Below are 13,978 nucleotides of genomic sequence, written 5' to 3'. Positions count from 1 at the left end.
AGCCAACTGCGCCTGCCGGTTATTCCATTTTCCCAACGTTGTATGGAGTCTTTGCATGAGCGCCAATCCCCGCGTTGCCGACCACGCCATCCACCCGCAATTCACCGAGCGCTGGTCGCCACGGGCCTTCACCGCAGAAACCATCCCCGAAGCAACCCTGCTGAGCTTCTTCGAAGCCGCGCGCTGGGCGCCTTCGGCCTACAACTCGCAACCCTGGCGCTTTCTCTATGCCCGGCGCGACACGCCGAACTGGGAGCGCTTCCTGGGCCTGCTCAACGAGTTCAACCGCGGCTGGGCACAACACGCCTCGGCGCTGGTGATCGTGATCTCCAAGACCACCTTCGCCGCCCCCGGCGCCAGCGAGGAAACCCCGGCCCTGTGGCACACCTTCGACACCGGCTCGGCCTGGGGCCACCTGGCGCTGCAGGCCAGCCTCAGTGGCTGGCACACCCACGGCATGGCCGGTTTCGACCAGGAACTGACCCGCAAGGAGCTGAAGATTCCCGAAGGCTATGCGCTGCATGCCGCCGTCGCGGTGGGCAAGCTGGGCGACAAGTCGAGCCTGGCCGAATACCTGCAGGCCCGCGAAGTACCGAGCCCGCGTCGCCCGCTCAGCGAAACCGTGTCCGAAGGCGACTTCAACCTCTAAAGCCTCAAGCTTGGAGCTTGCAGTTCCGACGTCCTAGTAGCCCCGGGCGAAGTCCACTTCGCCGCGCAGGGGCTGCTTGGCCTGGTAGGCCCGCAGGTTTTCCACGAACAGTTGCACCATCAGCTCCGGCGAGGTGGGAGCGGAACTGTGGCCGGTGAGCAGCAAGCCCCAGGCGGTCCAGAACGGATGCCGCTGTGGCAGCGGTTCCTGGCGGCAGACATCGATCACCGCGCCCGCCAGGTGGCCATCCTTGAGGGCCTGTACCAGGTCCGCGTCGACCACCGAGACCCCGCGCCCGACGTTGATGAACAGCCCGGTGGACTTGAACTGCTTGAACAGGGCCGCGTCGTACAGGTCGTGAGTGCTCGGGGTGTTGGGCAACAGGTTGACCACATAATCCACCTCCCCCACCAAGCGTCCCAGGTCCTCCAGGCCGGCCACTTCGACGAAGGGTGCCTGCTCCCGGGGCCGGCTGGCGATGCCATACAGCTTGACCCCGAACGGCACCAGGAACTGCGCCACGCTCTGGCCGATATCGCCGGTCCCGACGATCAAGACCTTGCGCCCCGCCAGGCTCTGGCCCAGGCGGTTGTCCCACTTGCGTTCCACCTGGCTGACCAGCCGCGCCAGCACTTCACGCTCATGACCCAGGATGTAGGTCAGCACGTACTCGGCCATCACCTGGCCAAAGATCCCCACCGCCCGGGTCAACCGGTAATGCCGGGACAAGCCGTCGGCCAGCAGCGGCGTGATGCCGGCCCAGGTCGATTGCAGCCACTGGGGCTTGTGCCCCTGGCGCAACAGGGTCGCCAGCAGGTCCGGCTGGCCCAGCCATACCGGGCAGTCCGCCGCCAGGCGAGCCAGCTCGGCGGAGTCGCCGCTGGTCAGCACATCCAGGTCCGGGGCCGCCTGACGCAACAGGCGGGCATAAACAACGTGATCGTGTTCGGCAATCAGAACGCGCATGGTTCAAACCTTAAAAAACGGTACAGGCCACCGCCGACGGAGTATCGCTCCATCGTTCCAGGCGAAGGCCAGGGCAGTCAGGTGCACAGGGAAAGCGCCCGGGATCGAGCGCCTAGGAATCAGACCGGATCATTGCGACGCAGCAGCTCTTCGGGCAAGTGCTCGATGTACTCGTCTTCGGCCGGTGGCATCTGCAGGTGATACCCCTGCTTATCGAGGTTCTCCAGCACCTTCTGGATGTCCTCCCGGGCCAGCTGGCGCTCCGGGGTCAGTACCAGGTCGAAGGCATGCTGCGGCTTGCCGAAAGCCGCGAGCAGGGTTTCCGGTACGCGCTCCAGTGCTTCGCTCTTGAGCACGTAGAGGTACATCTCGTTCTTGCGCGGGCTTCTGTAGATCGAGCAGATACGTTTCAAGGCTGTTCTCCGACGGTGGCCAGGCTATCCAGCAGCGCCTGGCCCATCAATTCGCGGCGCCAGCCACGCAGCGAATCGGGCAATTGGTAGGGTCCGCTGGGGAATCCGCTCTTGAGCAGGCTCTCCAGGGTTTTCTTGCGCAGCATCACTTCCGGGGCGATGCCTAGGCGCTCGGCTTCGGCCTGGCCCACGGCCTTGAGGCGCTTGAGCAGGGCCGAGGCTTCGATCGGCAATGGTTCGGGCAGGGCCGGCGGCCAGTGCTCCGGGCCCAGCTTGGCACTGCGCTTGATCAGGTCGAGGAGGAACTCGCCATCCTGGCGCACGGTACGCGGATGCATGTCTTCGATCTTGGCCAGCGCCGACAGGGTATCGGGCTGGGTCCTGGCCAGGGGCCAGAGCGCATGCTCGCGCACGATGCGGTTGCGCGGCAGGTCGCGGGCGCGGGCTTCACGCTCGCGCCAGGCACACAGCTCGCGCAGTACCGCCAGTTGGGCGCGGGACAGCTTCCAGGCCAGCTTGGCATCGCGATAGACCTCGTAGGGGTCCACCTCGCGGCGCAGGTTGGCCACCAGCTCGGCACCGTCCTCGAGCACCCAGCGGTACTTGTCCTCGGACAGCTTCGGGCGCAGCTGGCTGAACACCTGGGCCAGGTGCACGGCATCTTCGGCGGCGTAGCTGACCTGGGTTTCCGATAGCGGGCGCTGCAGCCAATCGGAGCGGGTCTCGCCCTTGGGCAATTCGATACCCAGGACTTCCTGCACCAGGCGCGAGTAGCCCATGGAGAATCCCAGGTTCAGGTAGGCGGCCGCCAGTTGCGTATCGAACAACGGCGCCGGCAGGCTGCCGGTCAGGCGCAACAGGACTTCCAGGTCCTCGCTGCAGGCATGCAGCACCTTGAGCACCGCCGGGTTCTCCAGCAGTTCGGCCAAAGGTTGCCAGTTGTCGATGGTCAAAGGGTCAATCAGGTAGGCGCACTGTCCATCGCCTACCTGCAACAGGCCGGCGATGGGGTAGAACGTGTCGACCCGCATGAATTCGGTGTCGAGGGCGACGAAGGGCAATTGCTGCCATTCGGTGCAAAGCTGACCGAGGCTATCGTTGTCGCGAATCCAGTGTATATCGATGGCCACACGGCTCTCCCTTGAAGAATGGCGCGCAGTATATATCGCCTCCGGCGATTTCCGAGCATTGCCCCCCGATAAGAGCAAGCACGAAATCTGCTGCCGGAGAGCAAGAATAGTCCGAGAGTCGGGACTAACCCTGTTTTCTCAGCACGTAGACCCGTGAAGGTGCGCAACCAGGCAACAAGTCCTGATGGCTGAGGATCTCGAATCCAGCCTCGGCGAACTCGCTTTCCAGCTGCGCCTTGTCGGCCAGTGGCAGGCCCGCTTGCACCGCTGGCCGCCAAGACTTGAGAAAGAATTCGACCCGGGCGGCGACGATCACCGAGTCACGGCTGACCCGGTGGAACTCGCGCAGCAGGGCCAGGCGATCCTCGCTATGGTGGATGTGGGCGAACAACTGCATGCAGATGATGCTGTCCACCGCGTTGGCCGACAGCCCGATATCGAACGCCGAGCTGTGGAAGGTCTTGACCCGCTTCAACAGGCCGGCCGGATGATGGGTCTGGGCATGGTTCAACATGTCCTGGGATGGATCCGCCGCGAGGATCACCCGGTTGCCATGCTCGGCCAGCAACGGCCAGTAGCGACCGGCGCCACAGGCCACGTCGAGGATCAATCCCGGCTCGCCGGCGACCTTCAGCGCATGGCGTACCAGGTGCGCCATGCGCCACAACCCGAGTCGCGCGCCCATCCCGGTAGGACGAGGCTCACGGCAGACGCGCGCGTGTTCCTGGTCGTAACGCCGAGCGAACTCCAGCTCGATGGACGGTGGGGGGTGGGACGACATGGCGGATGAGCTCTGGTGGTGATCCTGGGCCACAGGTTAACCAGCCATTCGTGAAAAAAAGGTCGAAAGCCAGTCAAACCGCCATTAGTCGCCACTGCGCACAGGGTTCCAGGCCCTTGCCCGGCCCGATGTGGCTCCTGCACTATGCCCTGCCGCCACTCAAGGAACGACTCGATGCTCCCGCGCCTTCTGCTCAGTACCCTGTTGGGCCTCGCGGCCCCCGCCCTCTGCCTCGCCCAGGAGCCGACCTCACGCCTGGACCAGGTGCTGGAAAGCGGTCACCTGACGGTCTGCACCACCGGCGACTACAAGCCCTACAGCTACCTGCGCGACGACGGGCACTACGAGGGCATCGACATCAGCCTGGCCGAGTCCCTGGCCCAGAGCCTCGGGGTCCGGGTGAAGTGGGTCAACACCACCTGGAAGGGCCTGATGGCGGACTTCCAGAGCCAGCAGTGCGACATCGCCGTCGGCGGCGTCTCGGTGTCCCTGGAGCGCCAGAAGAAGGCCTTCTTCAGCCAGCCCCTGGGCGTGGACGGCAAGATTCCCCTGGTGCGCTGCCAGGACCTCAAGCGCTACCAGACGGTGGAACAGATCAACCAGCCCTCGGTGCGCCTGATCGAGCCCCCGGGAGGCACCAACGAGGTCTTCGCCAGGACGCGCCTGCCCAACGCCGACCTGACCCTGTTCGCCGACAACGTGAAAATCTTCGACCAGTTGCTCAACCACCAGGCCGACGTGATGATCACCGATGCCTCGGAGGCGCGCTTCCAGCAACGGCGCAAGCCGGGGCTGTGCGCGGTCAATCCCGAGCATGCCCTGCAATACAGCGAGAAGGCCTTCCTCCTGCCACGGGACGACGTGGCCTGGAAGAGCTACGTCGATCAGTGGCTGCACCTGAGCAAGGCCACCGGCGCCTATGACCAGGTGGTCAATCAGTGGCTGGTCGTGCCGTAGTCCTGCTCCAGCAACTGCCGGAAGGCCTGGCAAGCCGCGCTGCGATAGGCCCCCCGACGCCCCAGCAGCACCACGCTGCGCGGCGCCAGCGGTGAGGCCAGGGCCAGCGCGCGCAAGCCCGGCTGCTCCCGGGCAATGGCACTGGGCAACAACGTCACCAGCTGCCCGCGACGCACGATCTCCACCAGCGCACTGACCGAATTGGCCTCGATGGCGATGCAGGGCGCAATGCCCTGCTGGCGGCAATACAGGTCGATATGGCGGCGGGTGGCGAAGTCGCCACTGAGCAGCGCCAGCGATTGACGCCCCAGCGCCTCGGCGTCCAGCGGCTCTTGCTCCCGGGCCTGGTACCGCGGGCCGACCACCAGGCTCAGGGTCTCGCTGAACAGGTCCTGGCTCTCGATTTCCGCCAGGTGTTGGCCGGCAAAGGCAATGCCCAGGTCCAGGCGATCTTCGGCCAGGGCCGCCTCCAGGCGATCCTGGGTCATTTCCTCGACGCTCAGGCGGATGCCCGGATAGCGCTGGTTGAAGCGGCTGAGCAAGGGCCCGGCCAGGTAAGCGGTGAAGGTCGGGGTCAGGGCCAGGCGCAACGAGCCGCGGCTCAGGTCCTGCACGTCATGCATGGCTCGCCGGGCGGCCTCCAGGTCCTGCAGGGCACGCCGGGCATAGGCGACATAGGCCTGGCCGGCATCGGTCAGGCGCACGCTGCGCCCGGAACGGTCGAACAACGGCGCTCCCAGGGACTCCTCCAGTTGCTTGACCTGTTGCGACAAGGTCGGCTGCGACACGTGCAGCGCCTCGGCGGCGCGGGTGAAGTTGCGGTGCTCGGCAACGGCCAGCAGGTAACGGATATGACGCAAGAGCATGACGGCTCCAACTATAGGCATGACTTATGGAAAGCATAATAAACCGGTCTTGGACCCTATAGCTGAAAACTCCCATCCTTGCCCCATCAGCGACGCAAGGAGACCCCCATGCAGCACATCATCGACGGCTTCCTCAAGTTCCAGCGCGAAGCCTTCCCCCAGCGCAGCGAACTGTTCAAGCAACTGGCCAGCACCCAGAGCCCCGGCACGCTGTTCGTCACGTGCTCCGACAGCCGGGTGGTACCGGAACTGCTGACCCAGCAGGAGCCCGGCGACCTGTTCGTGATCCGCAACGCCGGCAACATCGTGCCCAGCTACGGCCCCGAGCCCGGCGGCGTATCGGCCACGGTGGAATACGCGGTGGCGGTACTGGGGGTGAGCGATATCGTCATCTGCGGCCACTCCGATTGTGGCGCCATGACCGCCCTCTCCACCTGCAAATGCCTGGACCACCTGCCAGCCGTGGCCCACTGGCTGCGTCACGCCGAATCGGCCCGGGTGATCAACGCAGCCCGGCGCCATGCCTCGCCCGCCGAACACCTGGACGCCCTGGTCCGGGACAACGTCATCGCCCAGTTGGCTAACCTGAAGACGCACCCCTCGGTGGCCCTGGCCCTGGAACAGGGCCGGCTGAACCTGCATGGCTGGGTCTACGACATCGAGAGCGGCGCCATCGTCGCCCTCGACGGCCCTACCCGGGGCTTCGTTTCCCTGGCCGAGCACCCGTATACCTGCGCCCTGGCCAGCCGCCCTTCGACCGCTGCCTGAGCAGCAACCTTCACTCACCCAAGAGGAATCCACCCATGCTGCAATCCCAATTCGCCCAAGCCCCACGCCTGGCCCTGGCCGACACCATCATCGACGCCAAGGCGCGCAAGAACCTGTCCTGGCAGGACCTCACCGACGGCACCGGGCTGAGCCTGGCCTTCGTCACCGCCGCCCTGCTGGGCCAGCATGCACTGCCGGCCGCCGCGGCCGACCTGGTCTGCGACAAGCTCGGCCTGGACCAGGACGCCAGCCGCCTGCTGCAGAGCATTCCCTCCCGCGGCAGCATCCCTGGCGGCATCCCCACCGACCCGACCGTGTACCGCTTCTATGAAATGCTCCAGGTCTATGGCTCGACCCTCAAGGCCCTGGTCCACGAGCAGTTCGGCGACGGCATCATCAGCGCCATCAACTTCAAGCTGGACATCAAGAAGGTCGAGGACCCCGAAGGCGGATCCCGCGCGGTCATCACCCTGGACGGCAAGTACCTGCCGACCAAGCCGTTCTAAGGGCGGCCTCAAGCAGCAAGCCTCAAGCGCATGCTTGGAGCTTGCCGCTTGCCGCTTGCCGCTTGCCGCTTGCCGCTTGAGTCTTATTTAATTTTTAAATAGTGCTGCAAACTTTCTGATTTGCCCCCGGCACGCACGGCACCGCCTAATCAGCCCACTGCTTATTGAAGGTCTGGTTATGGAAAGCGTTCGTGCAACCTCCCGCCCCGCACTCTGGCTGATGGCCAGCGTGATCCTGGTGGCCCTCAACCTGCGGCCGTCGATGGCCGCCGTCGGCCCGCTGCTCTCGGGCATTCGTGGCGATATTCCCTTGAGTTTCAGCCTGGCCTCGCTGCTGACCATGCTGCCGGTCATGGCCATGGGCCTGGCGATGTTCTTCGGCATGGACATCGCCCGGCGCCTGGGCGAACACCGCACCGTGGTCTTGTCGTTGCTGATCATCGGCCTGGCCACGGCCTCGCGATTGTTCATGGATTCGGCGGCGCAGCTGATCCTCAGTGCCGTGCTGGCCGGTATCGGCATCGCCCTGATCCAGGCGCTGATGCCGGCGCTGATCAAGTCGCGCTTCGCCGACAACGTCTCGCTGTTCATGGGCCTGTATGTCACCTCGATCATGGGCGGCGCAGCCATCGCCGCGTCCTTCGCCCCCCTGGTAATGAACCAGAGCGGCAGCTGGCGCCTGGCCCTGGCGATCTGGGCCGCCCTGGCCTTGCTGGCCCTGGTGTTCTGGTATGCCCAGCGGCGTTCCCTGCCCAGCCTGCCGGGCGCCAGCGGTGGCCGCGAGTCGTTCGCCGGTAATCGCCGGGCCTGGTTGCTCGCGGTGTTCTTCGGTCTCGGCACCGCCTCCTACACCTGCGTGCTGGCCTGGCTCGCGCCCTACTACGTGGAGAACGGCTGGAGCGAACAGAGCGCCGGCCTGCTGCTGGGCTTGCTCACCGCCATGGAGGTGATCTCCGGGCTCATCACCCCGGCCATCGCCAACCGCAGCCAGGATCGACGCCTGGTCCTGGTGGCGCTGTTGCTGTTGATCATCGCCGGCTTCTGCGGGCTGATCCTCAGCCCGCGGCACCTGAGCCTGCTCTGGCCCTGCCTGCTGGGACTGGGTATCGGCGGGTTGTTCCCCATGAGCCTGATCGTCTCCCTGGACCATCTGCACGACCCGCGCCGCGCCGGTGGCCTGACGGCCTTCGTGCAGGGTATCGGCTACCTGATCGCCGGGCTGTCGCCACTGCTGGCGGGCCTGATCCGCGACCAACTGGGCAGCTTCGAATGGGCCTGGTGGTCGCTGACCGCGGTGATGCTGCTGATGATCCTCATGGTGCTGCGCTTCGATCCCCGGCACTACGCCAGGCACATTCGTTGAGCCGCCTTGTACCCCGGCCCGGGAGGCCTGCATGAACCCTGTGAACTTCACCCAGGCCAACTTCGGCATGCTGCTCTGGGCGGCGTTGATCGCTGCCTCGTTCTTCGCCGCCGCCCAGGTCGGCCAAGCCATCGATCCGGTGCTGCTGACCGCCTTGCGCTTGCTGTTCTCGGCGCTGCTGTTCGTGCCCCTGCTGTGGCTCAAGGGCTTCTGCGTGCCGAACCTCTGGGGGCTGGCGGCCCACGGCCTGCTGGGCCTGTTGCTGGCGCTGTACTTCGGTTCGCTGTTCGAAGCCCTGCGCTACACCTCGGCGGTGAACACCGGGACCCTGTACACCCTGGTGCCGCTGCTGACCCTGTTGTTCGAAGGCTGGCTGCTGCCCGGCGACAGCCGCAGGCGCAGGCTGCTGCCGATGCTGACGGCCGCCGCCGGCGCACTGCTGCTGATCCTCAAGGGCGGCGCGCCAGGCCAATGGCCGTCGTGGTACGCGGTAGGGGTCTACGCCCTGGGTTGCCTGGCCATGGCCGCCTATCCGCCCCTGAGCCAGCGCTTCAAGGCTCGGGCCCTGCAAGGTCGAAGCCCGGCGGCCATGACTTTCTGGAACATGCTGTTCGGCTCGCTGTTCCTGTTCATCGCTTGCCTGGCCAGCGGCGGCTGGCGCAGTGCGGCGCAGCTCACCGGCCACGATCTGGCGTGGCTGCTGTACCTGGCGCTATTCGCCACCCTGGCGACCTTCTGGCTGCTGCACCGGGCCATTGGCGTCATCGCCCCGTCCACGGTGATTTCCTATGTCTATCTCAGCACGCTGTTCCTGACCCTGTTCCATTGGTCATGGCTGGGCCAGGTGCCGCGTCCCGGGGAAATGTTCGGCGCCCTGCTGGTGGCGCTGGGCATGTTCGGCCTGGTGCGCAGCAGCCGACCGCAGCCGGCCATGGCGGCCAATCCCCCCTGAAAACGGGACAGTTTCGCGGGCCTGAATGCCCAAGTCGTATTATCGGAAATTTATGTCCCGATGCTGTCCGCGAATCCCCGCCCCGGGCATTTAACTAGGACGATCGTTCCGCTAGCATCGACCCGGTTGCGCGCCACCGGCGCCAGGTGCCCAGCAGGATGTAACGGATGCTCATCAGCAATGTGCTCAGGAAACTCGACATGCAGGACCTCATGGTCTTCGTGGCCGTGTACGAGCAAAGCAGTGTCACCGGGGTTTCGGAAACCCTTTGCGTCAGCCAGTCGACCGTCAGCTACTGCCTGAAGAAACTGCGCAACGGCTTCCAGGACGAGCTGTTCATCCACACCCGCACCGGCATGCGTCCGACCTACAAGGCCACCAGCATGTACAGCCACGTGCTGAAGATCCTGGAGAGCATCAACCTGTGCCACGGCGCGATGCCGGCGTTCGATCCGACCCACCAGGCGGTAACCTTCAATCTCTGCGCTCCCGAATACTTCGAGCTGTTGATCCTGCCGCGCCTGCTCAAGGGCTTCGACTACGCCGACCTGCCGGTGACGGTCAACGTGCAGAAACTGGAAGCGGACATTCCCGCCGACGAGTTGCGCGACGGCAGCCTCGACCTGGTGATCTGCTTCGGCCCCAACTTCCACCGCAGCCACGCCGATCTCCAGTCCCAGGTGCTGTTGGAGGACGAACTGGTCTGTGTCTTCGACAAACGCGCGACGCCGCCCACGCAATCGCGTTTCAGCCTGCAGTCGTTCGTCGAGCGACGCCATGTGTTCCCCACGCCCTGGACATCCGACAGCAACATGGTGGATGGCTGGCTGGCCCGACAGGCCCAGAAACGCCAGATCGCCGCGCGCTCCAACAGCTACAGCGCAGCGCTGAAGATGATCACCGGCACCGACTTCATCCTCACCCTGCCCCGGCGCATCCAGGCCCTGCTGGCCAACGAGGCGGTGTTCAACCACTGCGAGGCGCCCGCCGGATTGCCGGGGTTCACCCTGGACATGCAATGGAGCCAGGCCAGTGACCAGGACAGTGCCCAGGCCTGGCTGCGCGAGCAGGTGGTCAAGGTCTGCGCCGAACCGGGCCTGCTCTAGGCGGTGCCCGCCGCAAGCCCGGCTTTGGGAAGGGTCAGAGACCGAGGGCGGCCTTGGTATAGGAGGCCCGGTCGATATCGATGAGTTCCACGCACAGCTGGATCTGCAGCTCTGCCGGCCAGGGCGCCAGGTCTTGCAGCACCACCAGCAGGCTTTCGGACAGCTGCTTCTTGATTTCCGGCGAACGGCCGCTGAGCAGCGCCAGCTTGACGTGGACGAAGGCGCGCTCGCCAAGGCCGGTGCCGACCCGGAACGTATCGACCTTCACCGCCCGGCTCTTGATATCGAACTCATCGGAGAACTGCCCGGACGCCACCAGCGCATGGTTCAAGCGCAGCAGCGCCTTGTCGGCATCCAGTTGCGGCAGGTTGGCGGTGTATTCCATATGCAGGTGCGGCATGGCAAAGCTCCCGGTCATTCAGGGAAAAGGGCGCTCAATACTACACAAGCGCCGAGGGCCTTGAATCATCCATTGGTGTCATTGCCTTGCCGCTGCGCGCTCGCGCAGGGCCAGGGTTTCCCAGGCCGCCACCAGCAGCATCACCAGGGTGGTCAGGCTGCCCAGCGCCAGGGCGGAAAACACTTGGCCCAAGGCCACCGGCAACAGCAGCGTCAGGCCGGCCAGCCCCGCCAGGTGCGACAGCGGCGGCCAGGGCCGGTCGTTCATCACCCACTTGAACAAGGCGCAACCGAGCAGGAACAACCAGGGCCCGCCGATGATCACCAGTATTCCCGCCTGGCGGGCGTGGTCCGGATGGACCAGCACCAGTTCGTCGGCCACCGCGCTGACGATGATCCCGGCGACGATCAGCAAGTGAATGTAGGTATAGGCGATCCGCGCCTGGCGCCCGGGGTCGGTGGAATGGGCGATGCGGTGATGGGCACGTTCGGCGCCACTGTCGAAGTACACCCACCACATGCCGATGCTACCCAGCACCGCGACGATGAAGCCCAGCAAGCCTTGGGCGGTGGTGGCCAATTCGGCGAAGGTCGCGCCGGTGACCAACAGCGATTCGCCCAGGGCGATGATCACGAACAGCGCGCAACGCTCGGCCATGTGGTTGCCTTCGATGTTCCAGTCCTCCAGGGTCGAGCGGCCCAGCCCCGGCACCCAGAAATACAGCGATGGCGCCAAGACCTCGATGCCCAGGGCCAGGGTCCAGCAGGCCAGGCGTCCCGGGCCCTGGAGCAGGCCGCCGGCGATCCAGAACACCCCGGAGAACATCAACCACAGCAGGATCCGCTGGAAGTTGCGGGTCATGTTCAGCGGCTCGCCACGCACCGCCCACAGTGAGTAGGCGGTACGTCCCACTTGCATGAACACATAGGCTGCGGCGAACAGCAGGCCACGGTCACCGAAAGCCTTGGGAATCGAGGACGACAGCAACAACCCGGCCACCATCAACACCAACAGCCCGAGGCGGATCGGCAGGGTCTGCGGGTCCAGCCAGTTGGTGATCCACGAGGTGAAGATCCACACCCACCACACCGCCACCATCAGCAACGCCACCTGCAGCGCGCCGGCCAGCGACAGGTGCGCCAGCAGCGCATGGGACAATTGGGTCACGGCGAACACGAACACCAGGTCGAAAAACAGCTCGACCATGCCCACCTTGCCGCTGTCATGACTGCCGCGACCACGCAGCAGGGAACGGGATCGAATCATGGACACTCTCCGCCGGTGGAGGATTGGCTCGGGGGTTTGTACTGAGCAAAGCAGGTGCCGCCGACAATGCCAGCCCGGCCCGGCGGGAACCACCGATCAGGTAGCCAGCGGCAGTGGCGTGCGCTCGCTCATGAAGGCTTCCAGGCGCGAACGCAGCCAGCGTTCGGCTGGGTCGGTGTCGACGTGGCTGAGCCAGACCATGGACAGGTCCAGGGTCGGGGTCTTGAACGGAAACGGTTCGCAGTACAGCTGCCCGGTGGTCGCCATGGCCTGGGCGGCGTAGTCCGGCAGGCTGGCGATCAGCTTGGTCCCGGCCAGCAGCGCCGGCAGCGAACTGTACTGCGGCACCGACAGCACCACTTGGCGGGTGCGGCCGATCTCCGCCAGCCACTCATCGGCGAAGCCGGCGACGTTGGCGGTGTGGGACACCAGAACATGGGGCCGCGAGCAGTATTCGTCGAGGCTCATCGGCGTGTCGCTGGCATCGGCCCGCAGCACGCTGGGGGTGATATGGCGCAGCAACTTGCGCTTGGCATTGGCCGGCAGGCCGCGGGTCTGGCTGATACCGACGGTGATATCGCCGGAGGCCAGCAGGTCGGGAATCCGCCAGTAGTCCACGTGCTGGACCACGACCACCACCTGCGGCGCCTCCTGGCGCAAGGCCCGCAGCAAGGGCGGCAACAGGCCGAACTCGACGTCATCGGACAGGCCGATGCGAAAGGTCATGGTGCTGCTGGCGGGATCGAAATCGTGGGTCAGGCTCAGGGCCGAGGACAGGGCGTCCAGAGCCGGCGACAGGTGCTGGATCAACTGCTCGGCACGGGCGGTGGGCTCCATCCGATGGCCGACGCGAATGAACAGCGGATCGTTGAACATCGCCCGCAGCCGGTTGAGCGCGGAGCTGATGGTGGGCTGGCCGAGAAACAGCTTCTCCGCCACCCGGGTCACGTTGCGTTCGAGCATCAGCGCCTCGAATACCACCATCAGGTTGATGTCAGCCTTGCGCAGTTCATTGCGATTCATCGGCGATGTTCCATGGCCCAGTCGGCGCCCAGTGTAGAAAGGCCCGGGGGCTGGCGTCCAGGCGGATGTCGCGGCTGGGCATGGTGCGGTTTTTCCAGGCCCTGGGGTTTCGTATAAGATATCCGCACCCTCAACCGCCTTCGGTAACCTCCGTGCCACTTCCCTTCAACAAAGCGCCGAACCTGGGCGTGACGCCCTCGACCTCGGAAATCATTGCCAAGCACCTGCGTGAAGCGATCATCTGCGGCCAGCTGGCCGAAGGCGAACCCGTTCGCCAGGACGATATCGCCCAGGCGTTCAACGTCAGCAAGATCCCGGTTCGCGAAGCGCTCAAGCGCCTGGAAGCCGAAGGGCTGGTGGACTTCCATCGCAATCGCGGTGCCCTGGTCACCCGGATCTCCGAACCCGAGCTGGCGCAGATGTTCGAGGTGCGGGTGCTGCTGGAGGTCAAGGCAATCCGCCTGGCCGTGCCGAACATGACCGAGGAGACCTTCGCCAGGGCCGAGGCCATCTGCGCCGAATTCGTCGGCGAAAACGATATCGGGCGTTGGGCCGAGCTCAACTGGGAGCTGCATGCCTGCCTCTATGAGCCGGCCCAGCGGCCCTTCCTGGTCAACCTCATTCGCTCGATCCACGACAAGATCGAGCGCTACCTGCGCATGCAGATGAGCCTCTCGGCGGGCAAGGACCGGGCCGACCACGAGCACAAGGATATCGTCGCCGCCTGCCGCGCGCGGGATGTCGAACTCGCCGCCCGGTTGATCGAGACCCATATCAACGGGGTGTGCCAGAGCCTGTACGAACACCTGCCACACTGAATGCTCCTTTGCGT

The 13,978-nt window shown here is 65.3% G+C and carries 16 protein-coding genes; 8 read left to right on the top strand and 8 right to left on the bottom strand.

The features are described from left to right. The first annotated feature begins 55 nt into the window (after positions 1–55). A complete protein-coding gene (locus ACK6AU_RS14950; RefSeq protein ID WP_185698043.1) occupies positions 56–649 on the top strand; it encodes a nitroreductase family protein in 594 nt (197 codons plus the stop codon). A gap of 33 nt (positions 650–682) precedes the next feature. On the opposite strand, the gene ACK6AU_RS14945 is transcribed toward ACK6AU_RS14950, so the two are convergent. The 4 genes from ACK6AU_RS14945 to ACK6AU_RS14930 all read right to left on the bottom strand — a co-directional run bounded on the left by ACK6AU_RS14945 (position 683) and on the right by ACK6AU_RS14930 (position 3,939). Then, positions 683–1,615 (bottom strand): D-2-hydroxyacid dehydrogenase, encoded by a 933-nt coding sequence (locus ACK6AU_RS14945; RefSeq protein ID WP_185698042.1) that lies wholly within the window; start codon positions 1,613–1,615, stop codon positions 683–685. Between the two features lie 119 nt (positions 1,616–1,734). Then, the gene (locus ACK6AU_RS14940) at positions 1,735–2,028 is read right to left on the bottom strand and encodes a YcgL domain-containing protein (RefSeq protein ID WP_031321118.1); all 294 of its coding nucleotides are present in this window, start codon (positions 2,026–2,028) and stop codon (positions 1,735–1,737) included. Further along, positions 2,025–3,158, bottom strand: a complete 1,134-nt coding sequence (gene rnd, locus ACK6AU_RS14935; RefSeq protein WP_185698041.1) for a ribonuclease D — start codon at positions 3,156–3,158, stop codon at positions 2,025–2,027. The genes ACK6AU_RS14940 and rnd overlap by 4 nt, the downstream gene beginning before the upstream one ends. 124 nt (positions 3,159–3,282) lie before the next feature. Further along, entirely contained in the window at positions 3,283–3,939 is a 657-nt protein-coding gene (locus ACK6AU_RS14930; protein ID WP_409299764.1) for a class I SAM-dependent methyltransferase, read from the bottom strand. Between the two features lie 174 nt (positions 3,940–4,113). On the opposite strand from ACK6AU_RS14930, the gene ACK6AU_RS14925 reads away from it, so the two are divergent. Further along, positions 4,114–4,896: a transporter substrate-binding domain-containing protein gene (locus ACK6AU_RS14925; RefSeq protein WP_409299762.1), complete on the top strand. Its 783-nt coding sequence runs from the start codon at positions 4,114–4,116 to the stop codon at positions 4,894–4,896. On the opposite strand, the gene cynR is transcribed toward ACK6AU_RS14925, so the two are convergent. After that, positions 4,875–5,762 (bottom strand): transcriptional regulator CynR, encoded by an 888-nt coding sequence (gene cynR, locus ACK6AU_RS14920; protein ID WP_409299760.1) that lies wholly within the window; start codon positions 5,760–5,762, stop codon positions 4,875–4,877. The two genes, ACK6AU_RS14925 and cynR, sit on opposite strands and share 22 nt — an antisense overlap. A 108-nt stretch (positions 5,763–5,870) precedes the next feature. Between cynR and ACK6AU_RS14915 the strand changes: the two genes are divergently transcribed. From ACK6AU_RS14915 to ACK6AU_RS14895, 5 genes are all read left to right on the top strand, one after another. Then, positions 5,871–6,530, top strand: coding sequence for a carbonic anhydrase (locus ACK6AU_RS14915; protein WP_185698037.1), 660 nt, complete (start codon positions 5,871–5,873; stop codon positions 6,528–6,530). A gap of 35 nt (positions 6,531–6,565) precedes the next feature. Beyond that, complete coding sequence (gene cynS, locus ACK6AU_RS14910) at positions 6,566–7,036, top strand: cyanase (RefSeq protein WP_068586127.1); 471 nt, start codon at positions 6,566–6,568, stop codon at positions 7,034–7,036. Positions 7,037–7,214: 178 nt separating this feature from the next. After that, a complete protein-coding gene (locus tag ACK6AU_RS14905) occupies positions 7,215–8,399 on the top strand; it encodes a cyanate transporter (RefSeq protein WP_185698036.1) in 1,185 nt (394 codons plus the stop codon). A 31-nt stretch (positions 8,400–8,430) separates the two neighbouring features. Next, positions 8,431–9,351 (top strand): DMT family transporter, encoded by a 921-nt coding sequence (locus ACK6AU_RS14900; RefSeq protein WP_185698035.1) that lies wholly within the window; start codon positions 8,431–8,433, stop codon positions 9,349–9,351. A gap of 167 nt (positions 9,352–9,518) precedes the next feature. Then, entirely contained in the window at positions 9,519–10,457 is a 939-nt protein-coding gene (locus tag ACK6AU_RS14895; protein WP_409299757.1) for a LysR family transcriptional regulator, read from the top strand. Between the two features lie 34 nt (positions 10,458–10,491). On the opposite strand, the gene ACK6AU_RS14890 is transcribed toward ACK6AU_RS14895, so the two are convergent. The 3 genes from ACK6AU_RS14890 to ACK6AU_RS14880 form a co-directional block, all read right to left on the bottom strand. Next, entirely contained in the window at positions 10,492–10,857 is a 366-nt protein-coding gene (locus tag ACK6AU_RS14890) for a 5-carboxymethyl-2-hydroxymuconate Delta-isomerase (protein ID WP_409299755.1), read from the bottom strand. 78 nt (positions 10,858–10,935) lie between these two features. Continuing rightward, complete coding sequence (locus tag ACK6AU_RS14885; protein WP_409299753.1) at positions 10,936–12,123, bottom strand: low temperature requirement protein A; 1,188 nt, start codon at positions 12,121–12,123, stop codon at positions 10,936–10,938. 96 nt (positions 12,124–12,219) lie between these two features. Continuing rightward, positions 12,220–13,146 carry a LysR substrate-binding domain-containing protein gene (locus tag ACK6AU_RS14880; protein ID WP_185698031.1) on the bottom strand — a complete coding sequence of 309 codons (927 nt, stop codon included), beginning with the start codon at positions 13,144–13,146 and terminating at the stop codon, positions 12,220–12,222. 152 nt (positions 13,147–13,298) lie between these two features. On the opposite strand from ACK6AU_RS14880, the gene ACK6AU_RS14875 reads away from it, so the two are divergent. Then, on the top strand, positions 13,299–13,964 hold the full coding sequence (locus tag ACK6AU_RS14875; RefSeq protein WP_312026247.1) for a GntR family transcriptional regulator: 666 nt from the start codon (positions 13,299–13,301) through the stop codon (positions 13,962–13,964). Positions 13,965–13,978: the final 14 nt, after the last annotated feature.

Source organism: Pseudomonas sp. KCJK8993 (assembly GCF_046230915.1).
Taxonomy (GTDB): domain Bacteria; phylum Pseudomonadota; class Gammaproteobacteria; order Pseudomonadales; family Pseudomonadaceae; genus Aquipseudomonas; species Aquipseudomonas piscis.
Note: the sequence above shows the minus strand (reverse complement) of the source record. Positions and strands in the feature narration are given on the sequence as shown.

Excerpts from the sequence above, each read along its gene's own strand:
- ACK6AU_RS14880 (WP_185698031.1), bottom strand. The coding sequence starts at position 13,146 with ATGAATCGCAATGAACTGCGCAAGGCTGACATCAACCTGATGGTGGTA.
- ACK6AU_RS14900 (WP_185698035.1), top strand. The coding sequence starts at position 8,431 with ATGAACCCTGTGAACTTCACCCAGGCCAACTTCGGCATGCTGCTCTGG.
- cynS (WP_068586127.1), top strand. The coding sequence starts at position 6,566 with ATGCTGCAATCCCAATTCGCCCAAGCCCCACGCCTGGCCCTGGCCGAC.
- ACK6AU_RS14950 (WP_185698043.1), top strand. The coding sequence starts at position 56 with ATGAGCGCCAATCCCCGCGTTGCCGACCACGCCATCCACCCGCAATTC.
- ACK6AU_RS14930 (WP_409299764.1), bottom strand. The coding sequence starts at position 3,939 with ATGTCGTCCCACCCCCCACCGTCCATCGAGCTGGAGTTCGCTCGGCGT.
- ACK6AU_RS14895 (WP_409299757.1), top strand. The coding sequence starts at position 9,519 with ATGCTCATCAGCAATGTGCTCAGGAAACTCGACATGCAGGACCTCATG.
- ACK6AU_RS14885 (WP_409299753.1), bottom strand. The coding sequence starts at position 12,123 with ATGATTCGATCCCGTTCCCTGCTGCGTGGTCGCGGCAGTCATGACAGC.
- cynR (WP_409299760.1), bottom strand. The coding sequence starts at position 5,762 with ATGCTCTTGCGTCATATCCGTTACCTGCTGGCCGTTGCCGAGCACCGC.
- ACK6AU_RS14890 (WP_409299755.1), bottom strand. The coding sequence starts at position 10,857 with ATGCCGCACCTGCATATGGAATACACCGCCAACCTGCCGCAACTGGAT.
- ACK6AU_RS14915 (WP_185698037.1), top strand. The coding sequence starts at position 5,871 with ATGCAGCACATCATCGACGGCTTCCTCAAGTTCCAGCGCGAAGCCTTC.
- ACK6AU_RS14905 (WP_185698036.1), top strand. The coding sequence starts at position 7,215 with ATGGAAAGCGTTCGTGCAACCTCCCGCCCCGCACTCTGGCTGATGGCC.
- ACK6AU_RS14945 (WP_185698042.1), bottom strand. The coding sequence starts at position 1,615 with ATGCGCGTTCTGATTGCCGAACACGATCACGTTGTTTATGCCCGCCTG.
- ACK6AU_RS14925 (WP_409299762.1), top strand. The coding sequence starts at position 4,114 with ATGCTCCCGCGCCTTCTGCTCAGTACCCTGTTGGGCCTCGCGGCCCCC.